This is a genomic window from Acinetobacter qingfengensis (genome assembly GCF_008693185.1).
In the GTDB taxonomy this organism is placed as follows: domain Bacteria; phylum Pseudomonadota; class Gammaproteobacteria; order Pseudomonadales; family Moraxellaceae; genus Acinetobacter; species Acinetobacter qingfengensis.
Genome location: NZ_VXKN01000003.1, coordinates 213,869 through 238,208, shown reverse-complemented (window position 1 = coordinate 238,208; position 24,340 = coordinate 213,869). Strand labels below are relative to the sequence as shown.

Annotated in this window: 17 protein-coding genes; 13 read left to right on the top strand and 4 right to left on the bottom strand. The window is 36.3% G+C overall.

Going from position 1 to position 24,340, the window contains the following annotated elements; all coding sequences use genetic code 11:
- Positions 1-149 precede the first annotated feature (149 nt).
- The 3 genes from F4V57_RS05955 (at position 150) to topA (ending at position 5,637) form a co-directional block, all read left to right on the top strand.
- The gene (locus tag F4V57_RS05955; protein WP_070069001.1) at positions 150-2,351 is read left to right on the top strand and encodes a carboxy terminal-processing peptidase; all 2,202 of its coding nucleotides are present in this window, start codon (positions 150-152) and stop codon (positions 2,349-2,351) included.
- A gap of 165 nt (positions 2,352-2,516) precedes the next feature.
- On the top strand, positions 2,517-2,978 hold the full coding sequence (locus tag F4V57_RS05950) for an ammonium transporter (protein ID WP_070069000.1): 462 nt from the start codon (positions 2,517-2,519) through the stop codon (positions 2,976-2,978).
- A 28-nt stretch (positions 2,979-3,006) separates the two neighbouring features.
- Positions 3,007-5,637: a type I DNA topoisomerase gene (gene topA / locus F4V57_RS05945; protein ID WP_070068999.1), complete on the top strand. Its 2,631-nt coding sequence runs from the start codon at positions 3,007-3,009 to the stop codon at positions 5,635-5,637.
- 163 nt (positions 5,638-5,800) lie between these two features.
- Here topA and F4V57_RS14750 read toward each other — a convergent pair whose 3' ends face one another.
- Together F4V57_RS14750 and F4V57_RS05940 are read right to left on the bottom strand one after the other, a co-directional pair.
- Entirely contained in the window at positions 5,801-5,962 is a 162-nt protein-coding gene (locus F4V57_RS14750; RefSeq protein ID WP_171257520.1) for a hypothetical protein, read from the bottom strand.
- Between the two features lie 17 nt (positions 5,963-5,979).
- Positions 5,980-7,185, bottom strand: coding sequence for an RtcB family protein (locus F4V57_RS05940; protein ID WP_070068998.1), 1,206 nt, complete (start codon positions 7,183-7,185; stop codon positions 5,980-5,982).
- Positions 7,186-7,659: 474 nt separating this feature from the next.
- On the opposite strand from F4V57_RS05940, the gene F4V57_RS05935 reads away from it, so the two are divergent.
- The 4 genes from F4V57_RS05935 (at position 7,660) to F4V57_RS05920 (ending at position 12,852) form a co-directional block, all read left to right on the top strand.
- Entirely contained in the window at positions 7,660-8,478 is an 819-nt protein-coding gene (locus tag F4V57_RS05935; RefSeq protein WP_070068997.1) for a PhzF family phenazine biosynthesis protein, read from the top strand.
- 180 nt (positions 8,479-8,658) lie between these two features.
- Complete coding sequence (locus tag F4V57_RS05930; protein WP_070069039.1) at positions 8,659-9,174, top strand: sigma-70 family RNA polymerase sigma factor; 516 nt, start codon at positions 8,659-8,661, stop codon at positions 9,172-9,174.
- 3 nt (positions 9,175-9,177) lie between these two features.
- On the top strand, positions 9,178-10,176 hold the full coding sequence (locus F4V57_RS05925) for a FecR family protein (protein ID WP_070068996.1): 999 nt from the start codon (positions 9,178-9,180) through the stop codon (positions 10,174-10,176).
- A 141-nt stretch (positions 10,177-10,317) separates the two neighbouring features.
- On the top strand, positions 10,318-12,852 hold the full coding sequence (locus F4V57_RS05920) for a TonB-dependent siderophore receptor (protein WP_070068995.1): 2,535 nt from the start codon (positions 10,318-10,320) through the stop codon (positions 12,850-12,852).
- Positions 12,853-13,002: 150 nt separating this feature from the next.
- Here F4V57_RS05920 and F4V57_RS05915 read toward each other — a convergent pair whose 3' ends face one another.
- Positions 13,003-15,030 carry a TniQ family protein gene (locus F4V57_RS05915; protein ID WP_070068994.1) on the bottom strand — a complete coding sequence of 676 codons (2,028 nt, stop codon included), beginning with the start codon at positions 15,028-15,030 and terminating at the stop codon, positions 13,003-13,005.
- A 582-nt stretch (positions 15,031-15,612) separates the two neighbouring features.
- On the opposite strand from F4V57_RS05915, the gene F4V57_RS05910 reads away from it, so the two are divergent.
- Both F4V57_RS05910 and F4V57_RS05905 read left to right on the top strand, forming a co-directional pair.
- Positions 15,613-15,948 carry a helix-turn-helix domain-containing protein gene (locus tag F4V57_RS05910; RefSeq protein WP_070068993.1) on the top strand — a complete coding sequence of 112 codons (336 nt, stop codon included), beginning with the start codon at positions 15,613-15,615 and terminating at the stop codon, positions 15,946-15,948.
- A gap of 202 nt (positions 15,949-16,150) precedes the next feature.
- Positions 16,151-16,363 carry a helix-turn-helix domain-containing protein gene (locus tag F4V57_RS05905; protein WP_070069038.1) on the top strand — a complete coding sequence of 71 codons (213 nt, stop codon included), beginning with the start codon at positions 16,151-16,153 and terminating at the stop codon, positions 16,361-16,363.
- Between the two features lie 186 nt (positions 16,364-16,549).
- Here the strand turns inward: F4V57_RS05905 and F4V57_RS05900 are convergent, their stop codons facing one another.
- Positions 16,550-16,738 (bottom strand): hypothetical protein, encoded by a 189-nt coding sequence (locus F4V57_RS05900; protein WP_070068992.1) that lies wholly within the window; start codon positions 16,736-16,738, stop codon positions 16,550-16,552.
- Between the two features lie 134 nt (positions 16,739-16,872).
- Between F4V57_RS05900 and F4V57_RS05895 the strand changes: the two genes are divergently transcribed.
- The 4 genes from F4V57_RS05895 to F4V57_RS05880 all read left to right on the top strand — a co-directional run bounded on the left by F4V57_RS05895 (position 16,873) and on the right by F4V57_RS05880 (position 24,267).
- Positions 16,873-17,757, top strand: a complete 885-nt coding sequence (locus F4V57_RS05895) for a hypothetical protein (protein ID WP_070068991.1) — start codon at positions 16,873-16,875, stop codon at positions 17,755-17,757.
- Between the two features lie 166 nt (positions 17,758-17,923).
- Positions 17,924-20,302 carry an EcoAI/FtnUII family type I restriction enzme subunit R gene (hsdR, locus tag F4V57_RS05890; RefSeq protein ID WP_070068990.1) on the top strand — a complete coding sequence of 793 codons (2,379 nt, stop codon included), beginning with the start codon at positions 17,924-17,926 and terminating at the stop codon, positions 20,300-20,302.
- Positions 20,303-20,355: 53 nt separating this feature from the next.
- Positions 20,356-21,831: a type I restriction-modification system subunit M gene (locus tag F4V57_RS05885; protein ID WP_070068989.1), complete on the top strand. Its 1,476-nt coding sequence runs from the start codon at positions 20,356-20,358 to the stop codon at positions 21,829-21,831.
- 15 nt (positions 21,832-21,846) lie between these two features.
- Entirely contained in the window at positions 21,847-24,267 is a 2,421-nt protein-coding gene (locus tag F4V57_RS05880) for a restriction endonuclease subunit S (RefSeq protein ID WP_070068988.1), read from the top strand.
- The last annotated feature ends 73 nt before the right edge of the window (positions 24,268-24,340 follow it).

The window sequence follows — 24,340 nt, the reverse complement described above, 5'->3', positions numbered from 1 at the left end:
TATGCAATGATTTATTACATTTACACCATGAAGAATATGTTAAAACTAACACAATCTTCAAACCAATAAATTAATGTGATGAATAATAGTAGTGATCGCTACAAATCGCAAAATATTATCGCCGCATAACCAGGAAACGAATATAGATTATGAAGTTACAACAATTGGCATGCGCAGTTGCATTGGCAACAAGTGGCTTGTTTTTTACACATATCATTTCACAGGCAATGGCTGAACCAGAAACACAAACAGCCAAAGCTGGGGTAATTCAGCCAACACAGGCACAGTCTTTAGTGGCTCGACAAATGGCAACGCTGGTTGATCGTCAGCATTATTTGCCGATGCGTTTGGATGCTAAAACATCTGAACGTATATTTGATATGTATGTGGATAGTCTGGATCCGGATCACAGCATTCTGTTACAGAGTGATATTGCACAATTAAAGCAAAAATATGGAGCAAATTTTGGACTTGCTTTAAAAACTGGTGATTTAAATCCAGCCTTTACCATTCATGCTTTATATCGTGAACGTATCAAAGAATATTACGATTACATGCTCAGTGAGTTGAAAAAACCACAAAATCTTCATCAGCAAAATGTTTATGTCGATACGGATCGTGAAAAAGCACCATTTTTCAGAAATAAACAAGATCAACGAACATATTGGAATAAGGTTCTGGTTTCCCAGTTAATCAGTCTGACAATTAATAAAGAAGAAGAAGCAGCGAAGCAAAAAGCTTTGAAAGATGATCCTTCTCTGGCAGATGGTCAAAACCTGACGCCACCGGAAGATCTCACCCCGGTACAAACGCTTGAAAAACGGTATAAACGACAGCTTGAGCGTATTTCACGGCTAAAAAGTGATGATGTACTGGATAAAACCTTGAATGCAATGTTGGCCACTTATGATCCACATAGTAATTATTTCCCACCTGTAGATGCAATGGAGCTTAATCGTCAGACCACTTTACAGTTAGAAGGGATTGGTGTAACCATCCGTCCAGAACGTGGTAATGAGGATTATACTAAGATTGAAACCATCGTTGACGGTGGACCAGCGAGCAAAACCGGACAGGTGCGTGCAGGTGATCGCATTGTCGGTGTGGCTCAGGAAGGACAGCCAATGCAAGATGTGATTGGCTGGTCAAGTCAGGAAATTGTGGGTGTGATCCGTGGTAAACGAGGGACCAAGGTAACCCTGAAATTATTGGCTTCGGGCGCACCGATGAGTCAGGCTCGAGTAGTGACCATTACCCGTGACATTATTCAGGAAGAAGATTCAGGATTAAAATATCGCACCGTAGATGTGCAGCGTGACAATAAAAAAATTAAAGTCGGTGTGATCGAAATCCCATCTTTTTATTTGAATTATCGCGCCAGAAGTGAAGGACAAAATTATCGTAGTGTGGCAGAAGATACTGCCAATGCATTAATCGCCCTATCTAAGCAAAATGTTGCCGGCATTATTATTGATTTACGTAATAACCCGGGCGGTTCACTGGAAGAGGTGGTGAAAATGCTGGGGCAGGTCATTAAACAGGGACCTGTTGTACAGATTCGTGACGGGAATGGCAATATCAGTATTTTTGAAGATACCGATGGCGGTCAGCAGCTTTACTCCGGACCGTTGGCTGTGATGGTGAATCTGGCATCTGCGTCTGCAAGTGAAATTTATTCCGCTGCTATTCAGGATTACGGTCGTGGTATTGTCATTGGCAGTACAACTACAGGTAAAGGCACCGCACAGGTACAACTAGATAGTCTGGCTTATGGTCAGGCCACATTGACTCAGCGCAAGTTTTATCGAATTACTGGTGGAAGTACCCAGAATAAAGGTGTGATTCCGGACATTAAAATGATTGATATTTATTTTGATCAATTTGGTGAACGCAAATCCAAAAATCCATTACAGTGGGATACGATTCCGACAGCACCATTTAAACGGGAAGGTATCATTAAGCCGTATGTTGCTGAGTTACAAAAACAATCCGATGCACGTCGTGCCAATGATCCACAGTTCCAGTTCTTGCAAAATTACGTAAATCTTGCCAAAAAAACCGTAGATGAAAAACGGGTTGTTCTGGATATTGATCAACGTAAAACTGAAATTACACAATTGGAAGCACAAACTTTGGCAAATGAAAATCGCCGCCGTCAAGCGACAGGATTAAAACCATATGCCAATTGGCAAAGTTATCAGGCAGCGATGGATGCATTAAGTGAGGCACGTGCCAAAATGAAAGATGCAACCCGTCCACCATTACCTGAGGAAGAAACTTTTGTGACTGAATCTGCAAAAATTTTACTGGGTTTAACAGATATGCAGAAAAAACAAGCAACTGCTCAGTAATTATCACCTTGAGTAACCCTGTAAGCATTTTAATGGTTTACAGGGTTTTTATATGGGCTAAGATGGCATGAATTGCATCATAATGCACACCAACAATCAGAAAAGTGATATTTTACCCTTGCCTTTTTGATTCAGCTTATGCAAACCTAATAAACAGGAACAATTATGGATGCATCACATTCTACGGCATATTGGGTTGTAGGTATCATCGTTTTATTTATCCTAGGCTCAATTTTTGGATTGCGGGTTAGCCCTCGAGAGAAAGCCTTGGGTTTGTTACGCGATAAAGCACGTAAAATGGGCTTACATCCAAGACTGCTTCCTGCACCTGATTGGAGCAAAATTCCGAAAGTAACGGAAACACGCGCCAGCATGGTTGCGTATTACAGCATTCTGGTGCCGGAAGGTAAATTTCCGTTGATGCGGGCAATTGTTGTTGAACAAACCCTGAAAGTGGTGACAGGACAGCATATTCTGGATGGTCAAACAATTCCCATGAATGGCATTTTTGCAATTGACATGCAAGCTAATTGTGTTGGTGCATATTGGGATGAAAGTACAGATTTTCATGGAGAGCAGCTTGAAACTTTAAAAGCTTACCTCCATTCATTAACCCAGTTAACTTAAAAAACAAAATTATTGATTTGGAAGATATATGGCGACAGCAACACAGAAACGTGACAACTCTACTCAGGGAGCAAAAGGGCGTTCTTTAGTCATTGTGGAGTCGCCTGCAAAAGCAAAGACCATCAATAAATATCTGGGTAATCAATTTATTGTGAAATCCTCTGTGGGGCATGTGCGTGATTTGCCAACAGGTGGTGGTGCCAAATCAAGTGAAAAAAAGCCTGCGACCAGAACCAAGCAAACTGCAGAAGAAAAAGCCCAAAAAGCACAAACCGCTTTGGTTAATCGCATGGGCGTTGATCCGGAACATGGCTGGAAAGCAAAGTATGAAATTCTTCCGGGCAAAGAGCATGTTGTTGCCGACCTGAAAAAATTAGCAAAAGAAGCTGATGCGATCTATCTCGCAACGGATTTGGATAGAGAAGGGGAAGCAATCGCATGGCATTTAAAAGAAGTTATTGGTGGAGATGACAGCCGCTATCATCGGGTAGTGTTTAACGAAATCACCAAAAATGCGATTCAGGAAGCTTTTAAACAACCATCACGTCTGGATATTAATCGTGTTAATGCACAACAGGCTCGTCGTTTCTTGGATCGTGTCGTTGGATTCATGGTATCACCACTACTTTGGGAAAAAATTGCCCGGGGTTTATCCGCAGGACGTGTACAATCTGTAGCTGTTAAACTGGTGGTAGAGCGTGAACGTGAAATTCGTGCATTTATTCCGGAAGAGTATTGGGAAATTTTTGCAGATACAGAGAAAGATCGGGATGCGATTCGTTTAGAAGCCGTTAAACAGGCTGGCAAAACCTTAAAGCTTAAAAATAAGGCACAGGCAGATGCCATTCTCGCTTTATTAAAAGATGCCATTTACAAAATTACTGCACGCGAAGACAAGCCTACCAAGGTTAATCCAAGCGCCCCATATATCACCTCCACATTACAACAGGCAGCAAGCACACGGTTAGGTTTCTCGGTCAAGAAAACCATGATGTTGGCGCAACGTTTATATGAAGGTGGATATATCACGTATATGCGTACCGATTCCACTTTCTTGAGTGATGATGCGGTTAACATGGTACGTACCCATATTGAAGAAAATTTTGGTGAAAAATACTTACCAGCAAAACCTAACCGCTATGGCAATAAAGCAGGTGCACAAGAAGCACATGAAGCCATTCGTCCTTCCAATGTGGCGTTGACCGGTAGTGATCTGAGTGGTACTGAACGTGATGCACAGCGATTATATGATTTAATCTGGCGTCAATTTGTCGCCTGTCAAATGACACCGGCACAATATTTATCTTCAACCATTTTAGTTGATGCCAATGGTATTGAGTTAAAGGCTAAAGGCCGTACATTGATTTTTGATGGATTTACGCGAGTTCGTGGTGCCAATAAGTCTGATGATGACATTTTATTACCTGCGGTAAAAGTGGGAGATGTTCTTAATCTGATCAAACTTGATCCATCCCAACATTTTACCAAACCACCTGCACGTTTTACCGAAGCTTCTCTGGTTAAAGAATTGGAAAAACGAGGTATTGGTCGTCCATCCACCTATGCCGCAATTATTTCCACTATTCAGGAACGAGGCTACGTTAAACTGGAAAATCGCCGTCTTTTTGCAGAAAAAATGGGCGAAATTGTCACAGATCGTCTGGATGAAAGCTTCAATAATTTAATGAATTATGCGTTTACAGCCGATCTGGAAGGACAACTGGATAAAGTTGCTACAGGTGAAGAAAATTGGAAAAATTTGCTGGATCAATTCTATGGTGATTTTAAAAAACGTTTAACCACTGCTGCCAGTGAGCAAGGGATGCGTCGAAATCAACCTGTTGAAGTTCCAGATGTACACTGCCCACAGTGTGATCGTGCCATGCAAATTCGTACAGGAACCACAGGTGTTTTTCTTGGATGCTCAGGTTATAACCTGCCACCGAAAGAACGCTGTAAGGGCACAATGAATTTAACACCAGTAGAATCATTGGCGGCTTTATCTGATGATGATAGTGCTGAAACTGATGATCTTATGGCAAAGAAACGTTGTCCAGCTTGTGGTACGGCAATGGATAGTTATGTGCTGGATGGCGGACGCAAACTGCATATTTGCGGTAATAATCCGGACTGTGCTGGTTATGAAGTTGAAGAAGGTGAGTTTAAAATCAAGGGCTATGATGGTCCAACTATTCCATGTGATAAGTGTGATGGTGAAATGCAACTTAAAACTGGACGATTTGGCCCTTACTTTGCTTGCAGCAGTTGTGATAATACCCGAAAAGTTCTAAAAAATGGTCAACCTGCACCGCCACGAGTTGATCCAATTAAAATGGAACATTTACGCTCAACCAAACATGATGATTATTTTGTGTTGCGTGATGGTGCAGCCGGGCTATTTTTGGCTGCCAGTAAATTCCCTAAAGTGCGTGAAACACGTGCGCCAAAATTGGCAGAGCTGCGAAGTGTTGCCGATCAACTGGATGCAAAATTTAAATATTTACTGGATGCGCCAGACACCGATCCAGAAGGTAACGCAACCATTTTGAAATTTAGCCGTAAAAATCAGGCCCAGTATGTTGCTTCAGAAACATCTGAAGGTAAGCCAACCAAATGGTCACTGGTGTATCAGGATGGAAAATGGCTCGAAGGTAAATAAACTTGAACATCATACCCCAGACAAAAGCCTGGGGTATTTTTTTAGTAAAGCCAAAATAAAATGAGAAAATTGTAGTTTTAATCAATACAATTCATTCACCTTAAAGTCTGCTTCCTTAATATGCAAATAAATTACCCAATACGATTCGCTGATGGTGAACTTCTTATTCCCAAAAACTTTTTTTGAGTAATTGTTTAGCTTGTTTACGTTCACGCCGATGTACGGTTTTCGGTTTTTCACTCTCGTGAACACCGCCTTTGTGTAACAGCGGTGAAAGTGCAACATGATTACGTACTTTGATTTTTGGCATTTGCTTTAATTTCATTCTTAATATCCTCTTAATTAGCCTTTAATACACATGACTTGTTTTAGTGTATGAACAATCTCAATTAAATCAGTTTGATATGCCATAACTTGATCAATGTCTTTGTAAGCGGCCGGAATTTCATCTACAACATGCTTGTCTTTTCGACATTCAACACCTTGCGTTTGAAGAATTAAATCCTGTTGGTTAAACAGTTGTCTGGCTTTGGTTCGACTCATTTTTCGTCCTGCACCATGTGAGCATGAGCAGAAAGATTCTGGATTACCTTTACCTCTAACAATATACGACTTGGCACCCATGGAGCCGGGTATAATTCCCAGTTCATCTACTTCTGCACGAATGGCACCTTTACGAGTTACAAACACTTGTTCGCCATAATGCCATTCCTGCTGTACATAATTGTGATGACAATTAATGGCTTCCTTAGTCATCTGAAAATTTGGCAATAATGGGCGAATTGCTTCAAGAATCAGCCGCATCATTTCACGGCGATTTTCAAATGCATATTCCTGAGCCCAAAGTACTGCTTCAACATAATCATCAAAACTGGCAGAGCCTTGTGTGAAGTAGGATAAATCTTGATCTGGAACATGCCCAAAGCGGTGCTGAGCCTCTTTTTTGGCCCGTTCAATAAAATACGTACCAATAACATTGCCTAAACCGCGACTACCTGAATGCAGCATGATCCAGACAAAGTCACTTTCATCAAGGCATAATTCGATAAAATGATTGCCACCACCTAATGTTCCAATCTGTTTTTGCCATGTTAAATCAAAATTTCTAAGCATGCGGCGTAATCCCGGATGTTTATCTGTAATGATCTTTAGACGTTTTTCAAGAGGAGATAAGGTGGATGCCTTTGCCCTAATTTGCTGGTGCATTTCAAATCCAACAGGTACTTTTCTTTCAATCGCATTGCGTAAAGCACCGAGATGATCTGGTAGTTGCGACCCTTTTAAATTCAGACGTAAAGCATTCATCCCACAGCCGATATCTACACCGACAGCAGCAGGGATAATGGCATTTTTAGTTGGAATCACACTACCAACTGTTGCACCTTTACCTAAATGTACATCTGGCATTACTGCAATATGTGAATGAATAAATTGCAGTTGTGCCATTTTGCGTAGCTGATGCAGAGTTTCCTCATCAATATCATTGGTAAATATTTTGACAGGGACGCCGTATTCAGCTTTGGCATTTAAAATTTTTTGTATGCCCATGAAATTTTTCTCATTAAGTTTTTATTTTGTCCGAAAATTGATGTCTTGATTAAAATCTAGACATAAAAAAATCCGGCGAATGCCAGATCTTGATTGCTTTGCATTCGGACATATCAGTGATTAAACCTATGTCCGTGAGCAGACGTATGCTTAATCAGTTTAAGTTAGGTTTTCCAGATAAAAGCATGACGTCCTCCTAATATTTCAATATGGGTATAAAATCTTTGAATGCGCATTCTAGTGTAAAAAAACAGCATGTCAAGTTTAAAATAGATCTTTTACAACAAAAATATTATTAAAAATGCATTAATATTGCCACTTTGGCTTCAAAATATATGGTTTAAAATAGTTTTTTATTGATTGAAAAGTCATGTAATCGGCTTTTATCGTGACCATTTTATTGTATTTTATGAATGGGCTATCATTTTTAATTTTAGGTTAACATCTTAAAAAAAAGTTAGGAGATAATGAATAATGAAAATGTATCAAGTCGATGCCTTTAGTCAGCAGCTTTTTCAAGGTAATCCCGCTGCTGTACTTGTATTGGAACAATGGCTGGATGAACAGTTAATGCAGAAAATTGCTGCAGAAAATAATCTATCAGAAACAGCTTTTGTTAAAATACTTGATGCACAAAATTATGAAATTCGCTGGTTTACGCCAGTTAGTGAAATTGAGTTTTGTGGGCATGCGACGTTAGCCAGTGCATTTATCTTATTTCAAAAATTTACCGCTTTAAAAACCATTCATTTTCATAGCAAAAAATTGGGAATTTTTATTATTTCTCAGGCAGATGATGGCAAGATTTGTATGAATTTTCCAATTCGTAAGGCTGAAAAATTATCTGAATATCCTGAAATTCTGAATGAGGCATTAACGAAGCCCATCAAGGCAGTGTATCGCAATGCTCAGGCTTATATTTTGGAATATCAATCGGTTCAGGATGTTTTAGAGGAAACTCCGGATTTTAAAAAATTAGCAGAACTGGGAAATTTACGTACAGCAATTACAACTGCTGGTCTGGACGTTGCGATTACTGCTCAGGCACAACAATATGATTGTGTTTCCCGTTATTTCGCACCAGCATTAGGTATTGATGAAGATCCAGTGACAGGGTCAATTCATACGGCAATTGTGCCGATATGGGCTGAGAAATTAGGAAAATCTCAGTTAGTTGCTTATCAAGCTTCCCAACGTGGTGGTGCATTATTTTGTAAAATTCTTGATCAGGATCGCATTGAAATTGCTGGCTATGCATGTTTATTTTTTGAAGCAGATATTTTGTTACCCTGATGATCAATTAAGCGATTTTAATATGTATTTATTGAGATAAATGCGAGCTGCGATATTATTTTTCATAAATACAAGGGTTTTAAGTTGGTTTGTAAGTGTTCAGATAAATAATAATGGAAAGAATTATCATTTATTAGTAAGATGGTTACATATTTTAATCTATTTCATCGCAGTTATGTTATGGACTCTTTAACTCAACAAGCCGGTAAACGTTTCTGTCAGATTTATGCAGAGAATTACAATTGGTTAAGCCAATGGCTATATAGACATTTGAAGTCGAATATTCATCTGGAAGATATTGTACAGGATACTTTTTTAAAATTATTTATTTCTAATCAGGCACATTTGATTCGGGAACCTAGAGCTTATCTTGCTACGACAGCACGTTGTATCGTGGTTGATCAGGCAAGACATGCCATTGTTGAGAAAAAATATCTGGAGCATTTGCAGTATCTTCAGCAGGAGAATGTACAGAGTTCGCCGGAGCAAACCATCATGATCGTTGAGTTATTGCAAAGGATAACACTTGCTGTCAGTGATCTTGCTGAACGCCCACGATTATGTCTGTTATTATATTATCTGGATGGTATGTCACAGGAAAAAATCGCCCAGCATTTAAAAGTATCCAGACGTACTGTGCAGCTTGATTTGGTCAAAGCAATGGTACATTGTCACCAATGGATGATGCAGAATTAATTGATGTCAGGCTCAAACCATCAGCAACACAATAATCCTCTATCAGATACGGAGCTGATGGAGCAGGTTGCACTATGGTTATTAAAAATGCAAAGTATTGATTGTACTGCACAGGATCGACAAGAATTTCTAGACTGGCAGCAACAGAATCCACGGCATGTTGAAATGGTTAAGCAAATGCAGTCAACATTCCAGCCTTTTGAACAATTTAAACAACATACTATTTCACATCAAATTATTGAACAAGCAGTCGAACAAACTCAGCCAGATCATCTATTTAAAAAATCTCACAAAATTCTGTCTATAATATTTATCTGTATATTTACTGCTGTTATGGGATATTGGGCCAATACGCAATATTGGTTTGCGGATACTAAAAATCGTTATAATTCTTGGAATGAGCAGGTCTTACCAGATGATTCAGAGATCAAAATCAGTGGCCATACCGCCTATAACATTAAATTTAATCAACAACAGCGCGTTATTGAATTACTGGATGGTAATATTCTGGTTGATGTTGCAAAAGATGCGCAACGACCATTTATCATCGACACTGAATTTGCCCAGATCAAAGCATTAGGGACACGATTTATTGTACAACATCATGGTCAGGCAACGATTTTAACCATGTTACATTCCAGTACTGAAGTCACTACTACTTTGATAAATGGACAACAACAAATCGTCAAGGTTGATGCTGGTCAACAAATTATTATTGATTTACAAGGTATTCACCCTGTACAAAAAATTTCCATTCAACAGGCGGAAACGGCATGGCAACAGCACATGCTTGCAATTGATTTAATGCCATTGGATCAGGTACTGGCAATTTTGCAAAGTTATGATGATCGAACATTTAAATATGATGCTCAAGCATTAAATCACATTGAGGTTACTGCAATGTTGCCACTTGATGGCAGAGGATTAGTTTTACTGGAAAATAGTTTGCCGATTACAGTTGAAAAAGATTTTCTGGGAAGAACACTGATAAAAAATAAATAATTAAATAACAATTAATTAAAATAAATTTTACAAATATTTCTTATTTTGATTACGCAGTTTGCATTTTCATCCGACCTATAGAGAAACAAACAGCATCAATAAGTGTTATTGATATTTCAGTCTTCGATGTGGGGCAATGTGATGAAAAAGCAACAATCTTCTCAGAAAACACTATTAAAACCATTAGCGCTTTCTATTCATTTGGCAATTGGGGTAGGTGTATTACTTTCTACTCCAATTGCTATAGCAAATACGGTACAAGTTAAAAACTACCAGATTTCAGCCAGTTCACTTAATTTGGTACTTAACCAGTTTGCAGCACAGGCAGGGATAGCCATTGCAATGGATGGCAAACAATTATCCAAGATTCAAAGTGCTGGATTAAAAGGAAATTACTCAGTAGATGAGGGATTTGCTGAAATTTTACAAGGTACAAATTTACAGGCTCAAAAGCAAGCCACGGGTTATGTTATTACAATTAAAACAACACAAAGCCAAAAAAAGCCTGAACCAAAATATATAGGAGAATTAAAACAAATAGATGTCAATGCCAAAGGCAATTATCGTAATACTGATGGTGTTTCTATATTACCTGCAATTACTGTTCATGCTGCTCAAAATACCACAGAGGGTACAGGTTCTTATACTACAGGGAAAATGAATAGTGCGACCAAATTGAATTTGTCCATGAAAGAAACACCACAATCGGTCAGTATCCTGACCCGTTCGCAAATTGATGATCTAGGGCTAACAACGTTGGATGATGCGGTACAGAACATTACAGGATTGGTGACTCAGTCAGGTTATTACGTTGGTGATTCTGGCAGTTTTAGTGCACGTGGTTTTGCTATTTCCAATCTTAATGTGGATGGTTTAACACTGGATACAGGTGCCAATGGTACCTTCAATGCAGATAATGATTCTCTGGATATTTATGACCGTATCGAGGTCGTCCGTGGTGCTACCGGATTGACCACAGGGGCAGGAACACCATCAGCAACCATTAATCTGGTACGAAAACGGCCTACAACAGAAACACAAGGTACAGTTTCGATTAGTGCTGGAAGCTGGAATAACTATCGTGCTAGTGTTGATGTAGGTGGTGCATTAAATGCAGATAAAACCATTCGTGCCAGAGCAGTGGTTGCTGCACAGGACAAAGATCAATTCTATGACAATGCAGATGCCAGTAATTATCAGCTTTATGGCATTGTTGAAGCTGATCTCAGCAGTAATTTATTGGCAACATTGGGTGTTCACTATCGTAAAGTAGATAATAAGGGTGGAACTCAAAGTCTTCCAAATCATACTGATGGCAGTTTTTTTAATATTAGTCGAAAAACCAATTTATCCAATGATTTTGATTTCTGGAAACAGGAAGATTTAAGTATTTTTTCCGACTTGACCTATACTTTTGCCAATGACTGGAAACTAAAATTTGCAGGCAACTGGAAGCGACCTGAGCAGGATATTTTGTTTTCCACTCAAACCGGTAGTGGTAGTTTGTACGCCAATAATGCTGTTGGTGGCAGTCCATTTTATCAAAGTGTGCAGCATTACAAATTGGATAACAAAGCGGATAGCTATGAGCTAACACTGAATGGTGATTATAATTTATTTAACCGAAGTCATGAATTAATTGTGGGAGCGAACTATCGGGAAAAACATAATAAAAACTGGGGTGGCTGGTCTACGGATAGCTGGACCACGAGCGCTCCGACGGTTAACCCCTACGATTGGGATTCCTCAATTATTAGCAGACCTGATATTGATTTGACCAGATGGAATATTGATACCAAGACTAGACAAACTGGCTTATACACTGCAACCCGTTTGTCTGTGACCGATCATTTGAAATTTATTTTGGGTTCACGTTTTAACTGGTATAAAAGTGAAAATTTAAGAGCCCATACCAGCTATGATGAAAAAGGTGAAATTACCCCTTACGCTGGTGTGGTTTTTGATTTAAATCCACAACACTCAATCTATGCAAGCTGGACAGAAATCTTTGAGCCACAAAGTGATGTTGATCGTAATAGAAATCAGTTAAAACCGATTACTGGTACAAATTATGAATTGGGATTAAAAGGTGAGTATTTTGATGGTCAGTTAAATGCCAGTATTGCGACATTTTTGATTGAGCAACAAAATCGTGCAGTCAATGATTTATCAGGGCCAAATCCTTGTGCCGGTAGCACCAGCTATTGTAAACGTGCTTCCGGTGAAGTGGAAAGTAAAGGCTTTGAAACAGAAATCAGTGGTGCATTGACAGATCGCTGGCAAGTTACTGCCGGTTATACCTATGTAAAAACCAAATATTCTAAAGATGTTGATTCCACTATTGTTGGAACAATATTTAATCCAAGTTTACCTCGTCAACAATTTAAACTTTCCACCAGTTATCGTTTGCCTGGACAATGGGAAAAATTACGCATAGGCGGCAGTATTTATGCGCAAACTGCAACGCAAGCGACTGATAACGAATTGATTAAACAGGGTGGTTATGCATTGGTGTCATTAAATGGCGCTTATCAACTCAATTCAAATGTGGATATTCAGCTCAACATCAATAATCTGCTGGATAAAACTTATTACACAGGATTGGGTTGGGGCAGTGCCGGAACGGCTTATGGGACACCACGTAATGTTATGGCAACTTTGAAATATAGGTTTTAATAAGGTTGTATAAATAATAAATGCCGCTAATATCAGCGGCATTTATTATAGATCAGTGAATGACAGATAACATGAGATTGAGTTATTCAATTAAATCAATAGTTTTTGAATTTTATTGACATATGATCTCAGCTAATTTTGACATATAAGTTAAGACTTTTTAGAGTTTTTTGTCATATAAGTTAAGATTTTTTTACCATAGCCTGCTTCTAGCAGTTTTTTAACATCCTCTCGTTTAAATAACCTAACTGAGTAATTGTGATTGCCGTGAAGATATGGTTTGATCAATCCTCTAGAGACTAGATTAGTAATATGAGTTCTATGCATTCCAAGAATATCGTTAGCCTCTGATGCTGTACAAAAATCTTTGTGAATTTCTAAGACATGATCAACTTGCCTTTTTGGTAGTGATTGCCAATAACCTATATGTCGAAGTGTCAAATAGCCAGTCATGATCCAATTCTTCTGTAGTTGGTCAGCTGTGCAGTTGAGTGCTTTGAGTACATCATCTATATAGACAAAAGAAGGATCATTCTTTAATTGCAGTAATCTATCAATACTTCTTATTGGAATGCGGTATGGGCGCTCTTCAATATCGTCAATTAACAACCATTTGTATTTAATGAGTTGAGCTGTTTGAGCTGATGAAAGATTGAAAAGTTTAGCAGCGTCATTCAGATTAATGTAATCATTGTTATCGTTCTCTATTACAGTTCCTTTTTTCTTGCGCCCCAAATTGTTCTTGAAAGAGACTATATTCTCAATCGTAGATTTATCTATATGTTGAATGTCTTTTCTTGCATAAAAAGCAGGGTAAAGTTTATTGATATGGATTGGATCGATTTTTAAACTAGAAAGTTTATCTCTTAGTGTAAGTGGCGAAACGTCCAATTGTTTAGCAAGTGGACTTAAGAAAATATATTTTTCATTAAAATCATTGATGAAATCTTTATGAAGACAAAGCTGTGTATAATGATTGAGATACTTTTTGGTTGTTGGAATATTTGGAGTTTTAAGAAATAAACGTGTGTTTCTATTATTGATATCCAGTATTTTCATCATTTCAGGAATCGTGTAGTAATGATCGGATTCATCAGCTAGATGTGGTGGATGATGATATTCATATGTACCATTAATATTTCTTACTTCATTAATCAACCAGTCTTCAAGTATTTTGGCACTAAAACTATTTTTCTCATTATTTGCAAGCTGATCATGATATAGAATTCCTGCATTTAATCTTTTATGAAATGATGAAAAGCTGACTCCAAGTATATGTCTTGCTTCATTTTTATTGAATTTTTTATCAATGAGTTGTGGTGAAAATTGTTTATGATCCTCAAAGTGAGACAGGATCTTAGCCAATATATGCTCGAATTTAGACTTTTTTTGAAAAAAAGGAAGTAATTGAATACGAGGATGAGCATGAACTAGATTTTCTTCAATTTTCTCAATAAGGAAAGCTAAAAAACGTTTTTCATTTTTGAAATAATCATAAAATAGTCTCAAGATATAAGACTTATTCACATGGATGTTTAAGTTTGAAAAATACTCAAGTAGTGCGATCCATATGTCATAAAATATTTCTATAAAATTGTCATTATTAGAGTTTAGGTTGTCGAGAAACCAATGATTCGTATTGATATCATCTTGAGTTGATGATTCACTTTGATGTTCTCGAAGATCATAGCGACAATTAGTACATTCAAATAATGACCTACGATTTATTGATAATGGATCATGACAGTTTGGGCAGTTAATTGTTAAAGTAATTTTGTGTTCCAGACATATTGTTAAAGGATTTAATAACCAGTTTTTTCTCCAATAACCATTATTTTTTAAGCAGATTGGACAGAATTTATTTAAACCTAATGATAAGAGTTGAGGCTGAATTATTTGATTGTTATTCCACAAAAAATATTGAAATGTTGGAGGAGTCTTTCTAATTACTAGTTTCAACAAATCATCGGAAAAGTTTAAGTGTTCTATAACTTTTTTGAGTTTATTTTCATCAGTAAATATTGCTTCATAAGATAAGGTATAAATTGACATGCCAGTGCTATTTAACATCTGCTTTGGTGATTGGTAACCATTTACATAAGAAGCTCTAAGAAAAAATCCAGCTAAAAATTCATCTGAAAATGGAATTGGGGTATGTGTAAGTGTTGATTTTTTCATGATTTAAATAAATATTTCAGTAACTTGATTAGGGGTGAGTTGAAAAATATTTTTCAGAGTCGTTGGTTTATATAAGATGTTTTTCGAAGCATAGGCTTCATGAAAGTCGCTCATTGAGACAACTAGACGATTGTTATTCATTGTATTTAAGCAACTCTGATTTATAAGTTGCATAATATAGGCTTGGTAGACCATGTTATCAGCACATCGTTTTCAACTAATAAAAGAAATGGTTCTTTAAGAATATGTTTGATTTCGTTCATCTAAGTCACTTGATAAATTATTGAGGATTATAATCCTCTATTTGCGCATTATATCTAAAACAAAATTTGTAGTTAAGCATTCATATAAATTTATAGGGGCATTTGTTTGTTATCTGAGCATTCTGAGATTCTTTATTAATAGTATTTTTAGTTGTGGGCTGGACTATCACTTTGAAATTTATTAAATAATATTTAATGCCCTATGTCTAAGCTAACTATTAGTTTGCAAAGGTCAAATGAAAAGTAGACATTAAATGTGGTTATTGTTGGTTTAAGCTGGATATAATGTCTTTTATTGCTGATTTTTACTGAGAATTATATGAAGAAATCGTCAAGTCTTTTTATGATCGATGGCGTTGCTGAGTTACTTCAGCACGTTGGTGAGAATATTAAAATTGCTAGAACTCGTAGACGTATCACAATCCAAGAATTGGCGAATCGTGTGCATGTAGATGAGCGTACGATTAGTCGAATGGAAAAGGGCGATCCAAGTATAAATTTCAAAAATTTAGTGACGGTTCTAATTGTACTAAATATAGCTGATTCTGTAGTAGAACTAGTTCATCCAGATCATGATGAAGTTGGTAAGGCATTAGATATTCAAAAGTATCCTAAAAGGGTTCGGAGTCTTGATAAATTAAGTGATGATTTTTAGGCGGAATGGTGTCGGATGATTCAAATTTTTTATTTCTTAAAAGGGTTTAATACAAGAATAAATTAAATCTTAAAAAGTATAAATTCTACAATTTAAGTTTCTATGTGCTGAAAGTTTTAAATTTGATTTAAATGAGGATTATAAGCCGTGGATACTTAGTCCTCAAAAATGAATAGTTCTATTCTTTATGGGAATAGAACTTATGAACGATTTAGCACAAAAAATTGGACAAGCAATTAGGGTGTGTAGATCTGAGAAAAAGATTACCCAAGAAAAATTAGCCTTGCTGTGTAATATAGACCGTAGTTATCTTGGTCGAATTGAACGTGGTGAAGTGAATATTACTGTTCATAAGCTCTATGAAATTGCACATATCCTTGAAGTTGAACCACATGTTATTTTGCCGAAAGATTAAATAAGTGATGATTCTTTCTTTTAAAGCATTGATCCCATAATTAAGCATATTTATCTGAGTAGTGTAATTGGTATAGCCCCAATTTTCAGAGTATATTTATAATTAAATTATTCCAATTTCAAGGCTCTGCACGATATGTTAGAGTTCCCATATTATTGTTTTTATTAAATTTAAAAATAAATTTTTCTACTCTTTCATTTCATCTTTATCTATTTGCTGAACATACTGTGGCTGTTTGAATTTTGATATATCTAGTTGTTTGATTTGGCTTAGCAATGCTAAATATTCAGGTGAATTCAAAGCATTCTTAGTATCTTGACGTAAATCATCAATTTCTTGAGGTGTCATTTGATAGTCATCGGGAAATCTAGTCATAAACACAACTCCAAATTTAAAGATTATATGTTCAATTAACTAAAATAGAGGATTATAATCCTCTATTGTGCTAATCTTACTAAACTTAATAATATTAAAGATACCTGATTTTATATATGGTTGGAATTATCTAAATGAAAAATATAGATTTATTTGTAATTTTGAGTTTGTGTTTATCATTTGTAGGATGTGTAACAGCGAACTCGATTAAGCCCAGTGATGTAAAGGCTTATAAAACACCAAATGATTTAATAGCCGCTAAGTCTCTCAACGGTAAAGATGGAAATGGTAAAGAGTACTTATTTGAATCTTCTGTACCTGATGCTTTAATTCCTTATGTCTATATGAGTAATCTATGTGATACTCAAGATGGTCGTTTCTTTCAAGTGTCTAAGAGTCTGTTTCGTTATTTAAGAGGTACACGCATACCTGCTTTGAATAATCAACGCCTTATTTCAGCAACAGGTACATTTACATGTGAATCAAGAGCACCATGGAATGTATCCATTGAACCTGTCTTATCTCGTATTGGTGGAATGGGACAACCCTTAAACTTTGTAACCCTTAAAACAGCTGTTCTTTCTGATAATGAAGTACACAGCAATTTAACCGTATATCAGTCGAAGAAAAATATTGAAGAAAATAATAAAAAGCTGGCTGTTGAGAAACTCAAACTTGAACAACAGCGATTAAAAAATGACTATGAAAGAAATTTAGTGATCAATGCTCCTAAATCTAAGGATATTGGTCAAACGATTTGTAAAAATGCAGGATTGTCTGAATTTACTGGGACGATCGTTCTAGGGCAAGCCACATATCGTCAAGTTGATGGCTTGGTTATAGCTAGTTTAGAAGGTTTTTCAAATGATCATACCAATCTGAAAATCAATATTAAAGGCTGGTTGAATAATTTCAATCAAATCTCATCAGGGCTAAATGTTCTATATAAACAAACACCACTAGAGTCAGGGCGGGTTGTATGGGATGATAAGCAGGGTTGGTATAAGTGTACTTACTAAATAGTAACTAGGATTTGATGGGGTTTAAAATTTAGCTAATTAATTTGATGCTGCATAGTCAGTTTTTAAAGTTTTTCTTTGTTACTACTATTAAATCATTGATTAACTATCAAAACTTTGCAAAATTCTTTATTCTAATTATAAAGATCAAATATATGGCTTTAGAATGGATAAGAAGAAACTATCTGAGCGAGATATATGCAGTAAATTTATTAATCCTGCATTAGAACTAGCAGGATGGACTGCACATCAAATTCGTGAAGAGGTGACTTTTACCAATGGTCAAATCATGGTACGTGGAAAACTACATACTCGTGGTGAGCGTAAACGTGCTGATTATGTTCTTTACTACAAGAAAAATATTCCTTTAGCGATTATTGAAGCCAAAGATAATAATCATAGTCTGGGGGCTGGTATGCAGCAGGCTTTAGCCTATGCTGACTGTTTACAAGTGCCTTTTGTTTTTTCGAGTAATGGTGAAGGATTTTTATTTCATGACCAAACGGGTCTATTTGGAAAGGTGGAGCAAGAGTTAGGATTAGATGAATTTCCCCCCCCTGAGCGATTATGGAAGCTGTATGAGCAATATAATGGTTTGACTACCCCTGAATCAAAGCAAATAGTCGAATATCCATATTATGACGATGGCTCAGGACGTATACCTCGTTATTACCAAGTTAATGCAATTAATAAAACAATTGAAGCAATTGCGCGTGGGCAAAACCGCATTTTACTTGTAATGGCAACAGGTACAGGAAAAACCTATACAGCTTTTCAAATTATCTGGCGTCTATGGAAAGCTGGTGCGAAAAAACGGATTTTATTTTTAGCTGATAGAAATATTTTAGTCGACCAAACTAAAAATAAAGACTTTAAACCTTTTGGTCAGCACATGACTAAAATCTCTAAGCGTATGATTGATAAAAGCTATGAAATCTATTTGTCGCTTTATCAAGCAGTAACAGGTTCTGAAGAAGAAAAGAATATATACAAACAGTTTAGTCCAGAATTCTTTGACTTAATTGTGATTGATGAATGTCATCGAGGAAGTGCAAAAGAAGATTCAGCTTGGCGTGAGATTTTAGAATATTTTAGTTCAGCAACTCATGTGGGGTTAACAGCGACTCCAAAAGAAACCAAAGATACATCAAACATCACATATTTTGGTGATCCTGTTTATACCTATACGTTGAAACAAGGTATTCAAGATGGTTTCCTTGCACCTTATAAAGTTGTGCGTATCGATATAGATAAAGACCTACAAGGATGGCGACCAGAAAAAGGAAAGAAAGATCAACATGGCAATGAAATTACTGATCGTATCTATAATCTTAAAGATATGGATAAAGGGCTTGTTTTAAAGAATCGTACAGAACTTGTTGCCCAAAAAATTACAGAGTTTTTGATAAATACTGATCCTTATGCCAAGACAATTGTGTTCTGTGATGATATTGATCATGCAGAACGTATGCGGCAAGCTCTAGTAAATTTAAATCCCGAACGAATCAAAGAAAATCGTAAATTTGTCATGCGTATTACTGGTGATGATAAAGAAGGTAAAGCTGAACTAGACAATTTTATTAATCCTGAAGAACGCTATCCTGTCATAGCAACAACGTCTAAATTGATGACCACAGGCGTGGATTCAGAAACGTGTAAATTGATTGTGCTTGATCAGCATATTAAGTCAATGACTGAGTTTAAACAGATGATTGGTCGTGGTACGCGTATTAATGAAGAGTTTGGAAAAACTTGGTTTACGATTATGGATTTCAAAAAGGCGACAGAGCTTTTTAGTGATCCAGCTTTTGATGGTGAACCTGTTGTCATTTATGAACCTAAACCTGATGAACCTGTAGTACCACCAGATGAGCCAGATATTGAAGATGAAGGTGATGAGACAGATTATCCTGATGATGATTCAACAACAGGTGGTACTTCTGATGGTGACGATACTGGTGGGGGTGATGGCGAACCACCAAGAAAATTTTATGTAAATGATGTGGCTGTTAGTGTGATTGGGGAACGAGTTCAATTCTATGATAATGATGGAAAACTGGTTACTGAATCCTTAAAAGATTATACAAGGGAACATATCTTGAAAGATTATGAGTCCTTGGATGCTTTCTTGAGAAAGTGGAAAGGTGCTGATAAAAAATCTTTGATTATTGATGAGTTTAAGAAGCAAGGCGTGATTTTTGAAGCTTTAGAGGATGAGGTGGGTAAAGACTTTGATCCATTCGATATGGTTTGCCATATCGCTTTTGACCAGCCTGCTTTAACTAAAAAAGAACGTGCTAATAATGTACGAAAACGCAATTACTTTACGAAGTACAATGAGCAGGCACGTCAAGTATTGGATGCATTACTTGATAAGTATGCAGATCAAGGTATTGAGCCCATTGAAGATGTAAAGATTTTACAAATTCCTCCATTTAACCAAATGGGTTCAATCATTGAAATCATTCAGTCATTTGGATCGGTTGAAGCGTATACGAATGCTTTAAAAGAGTTAGGAGATCACTTATATGAGGATGCATCTTAATCACTTGATTGGTACAATTGCCGCCAAATTTTTAAGTTTAATGCAGTTGTAATATGAGCATTTCAGGAACAATTAAATCCATTCAAGATACCATGCGTGAAGATGTAGGCGTTGATGGTGATGTACAACGTCTTGGGCAGTTGGTTTGGATGTTGTTCCTTAAGGTTGTTGATGATCGAGAAAATGAACTTGCAACTTTAGCTTTATTGGAAGGACAAACTTTTCAATCTCCGATTCCTGAGAAATTTCGTTGGCGAAATTGGGCTGCCAATGATGAGGGAATGACTGGGGATGAACTGAAAGATTTTATTGATAATCAATTGTTCCCTGCATTACAAAATCTAGCCATTGAAAATGATGATCCTCGCACTCGTGTAGTGCAAAATGTATTTGCTGATGCATATAACTATATGAAATCAGGTGGTTTAATTCGAAAAATTATTAACCAAATTCAGAAAGGTTTTGATTTTAATAAATCCAAAGAACGTCATGCTTTTGGTGATATTTACGAACAGTTATTACGTGATTTACAAGCAGCGAAGAACTCAGGTGAGTTTTATACCCCACGTGCAGTCACAACTTTTATGGCGCAGATGATCGATCCTCAATTAGGTGAATCTGTGCTTGATCCTGCGTGTGGTACAGGTGGGTTCCTTACTTCTGCAATTGAACATAAGCGTGAAAACTATGTTCAAACTGCTGAAGATGAAAAGATATTACAAAATAGTATTTACGGAATTGAAAAGAAGCCTTTGCCGCATTTGCTATGTACAACCAATATGATTTTGCATGGTATTGATGTACCTGTACAAATCCGTAGAGATAATACTTTATCTTATCCTTTGATTTCATGGGGGACAGATAAACGTGTAGATGTAGTTCTGACCAATCCTCCATTTGGTGGTACTGAAGAACAAGGCATTGAAAAGAATTTTCCTTCAAAATTCCAGACGCGTGAAACTGCTGATTTATTTATGGTGTTGATTATTCAGCTTTTAAAAGCGCATGGTCGTGCAGCAGTAGTATTACCAGATGGCTTTATGTTTGGTGAAGGCATTAAAACTGCAATTAAAGAAAAATTAATGGCAGACTGTAATCTTCATACGATTATCCGTTTACCTAAGACAGTATTCGCTCCTTATACATCGATTAGTACCAATATTTTGTTCTTTACTAAAGGTAAGGAAACCGAAGAGGTATGGTTCTATGAACATCAATTGCCACAAGGTGTAAAAGCTTATAATAAAACTAAACCACTTCAGCTTAAGGAGTTCGACACTTTAAAAGCATGGTGGGGGAAAGAAAGTGATGGCTTTACAAGTCGTATAGAAAATGAACAGGCATGGAAAGTATCACTTCAAGATATTATTGGTCGCGGCTATAACCTTGATATAAAAAATCCGCATCAAGTTGAAGAGGATGTAAAAGACCCTGAACAGCTTTTGGCTAAATATGAGAGCCTTGAGAGTGAGGTTGCTAAAATTCGTCAGCAATTAAAAGCAATTTTAGATGAAGCTTTAGGTCAATAGTTCAGGATGAATAAAATGACAGATGTTAAAAAACTCATTACTGAGCATTTAGATATTTGGTTGACAGCAGAAACTGAAAAAAAGTCAGGACGTGGGCGGGGTTCAGGTTCAAATGATACGATTTATGGCATTCAGAAATTACGTCAATTAATTTTAGATTTGGCAATTTCAGGTAACTTAGTAAAAACTCATTCAATAACTAAATTTGAACAAGAGCCTTTAAACCTAAGTAAAAGTAATTCAAAAAAAATTGATACAAACTCTATTAAAGAAAAGCTTATAGATAATATATTTGAAATACCATCTGCTTGGGCTTGGGAAACCTTAGGAAATTTATTTTATTTTGAAAATGGCGATAGAGGCAAGAATTATCCCAATAAAGATTGCCTTGTTGAAATCGGAGTTCCGTTTGTCAATGCTGGTCATTTGAAAAATGATGGCATTGATACTCATGAGATGACATTTATCACTCAGGAAAAGTTTGATTCATTAAACAGTGGTAAATTTACAGGAGGTGATTTTTTATATTGTTTAAGAGGTTCACTTGGTAAGTATGTTGTTGTTCAAAAAGATTTGAAGGGTGCAATTGCATCATCGTTAGTCATATTAAGAGCTTATGATCCTAGCTTCATTGATTATATAAGCTTATATTTGCAATCTAATTTTGCAAAAAAACAGATCAAAATTTACGATAATGGTACCGCTCAGCCAAATTTATCATCAGCAGATTTAAGAAAATTTCTAGTTCCTATGCCATCTAAGGAAGAAAGAAAACTAATCGTTAACAAAGTTGATGAACTGATGCAACTTTGTGATCAACTTGAACAGCATCAAAATTTAAGCTCAGAAGCACATGATCAATTAGTTGATACGTTATTGAATGTTCTGACTAATTCATCTGATGTTGAAGAGTTCCAACAAAATTGGCGACGTATTTCAGAAAACTTTGATTTGTTATTTACCACTCAATACAGTGTCGAACAGCTAAAACAAACGATCTTGCAGTTGGCTGTAATGGGTAAGTTAGTAAAACAAGACCCAAATGATGAACCAGCAAGTGAATTGCTAGAACAAATTGCTGAAGAGAAATTGAAATTAGTAAAAGAAGGTAAAATTAAGAAATCTAAGCCTTTGCCTGAAATAACTGACGAAGAAAAGCCATATGAAGTTCCTCATAATTGGAATTGGGTTTATTTGAATAATATTGCCTATGTAGGAACTGGAGCTACACCTTCTCGTTCAAATCCTGAATATTGGAACCCGAAAGATTTAAACTGGTTATCGAGTGGTGAAACAGCAAATGATTTTGTTGAAAAAACTAACGAAATGGTTTCAGAATTAGCCTTAAAAGAAACCAATCTAACAATTTATCCTGTTGGATCATTAATTGTAGCTATGTACGGTCAAGGTAAAACTAGAGGGCAGGTTACAGAGTTAAACATTCCTGCTGCTACAAATCAAGCATGTGCTGGGATTATTCCTGTTTTAGAAGCATTAGAAAATAGAAGATATATCAAATTATTTTTTCAGAAAATTTATGATGAAATTCGTGAGATTGCAGAAGGTGGAGCACAACCAAACTTAAATTTGAATAAAATTCAACAAACAAAAATTCCTTTACCACCTATTAATGAGCAGAAACGGATTGTATCAAAAGTAAATCAACTCTTCTTTATTATTGAACAGTTTCAGGTTCTACAAAGTAAATTACGGAAAACTAAGCTTCATTTGGCTGATAGTTTAGTTATTAATGCATTGAATGATTCAAAAGATAATAATGAATCTGAAACAGAAGATAATATAATTCAGTTTGAAAAGCCAATTGAGGCTGTGAAGCAGTCGAATCAAAAAGTTACTGAGCAAATTGACTTATTTACATATGATAGTGTTGACGATGATTTGAAGCTTTTATCTTTAGCTGCTGAAATCACGTTTCAGTTGCATACAGAGCCAACTTTTGGTCATTTAAAACTGCAAAAGTTGATCTACTTATGCCAACAACTAAAACATATGGATTTGGCGGCTGACTTTAAACAACATGCCGCTGGTCCCTATGATCCAGTTATGGCTCGTTATTTAGATAAAGAGTTTAAAGATCGTGAGTGGTTTAGTTACGATCCTAAGCGAGATGTAAAATATAAACCTCTCACTAAGTGTAATGAACATAGATCAGCATTTAATAAGTATTTTGCTAAAGAAACATCAGATATTTATGCGCTAGTCGGACTTTTTAGAACAAGCAAGTCTGATCATATCGAAATAGTCGCAACACTATTTGCTTGTTGGTTACGTTTGTTAGAGAGAAAGTTATTTGTTACCGAAGAGCAGCTTCTGAAGGATTTTTATGCTTGGTCAAAAGAGAAAAAAGAATTTAGTCAAAATGAGGTATTGAATGGGTTGAAATGGATGAAACAGAATGCAGTTGTTCCACTTTAACTTAGTTAAAACTTTATAATTAATCTAAAGCACATTTATAAAAATGTGCTATTTTTTTATTATCAAACAAATC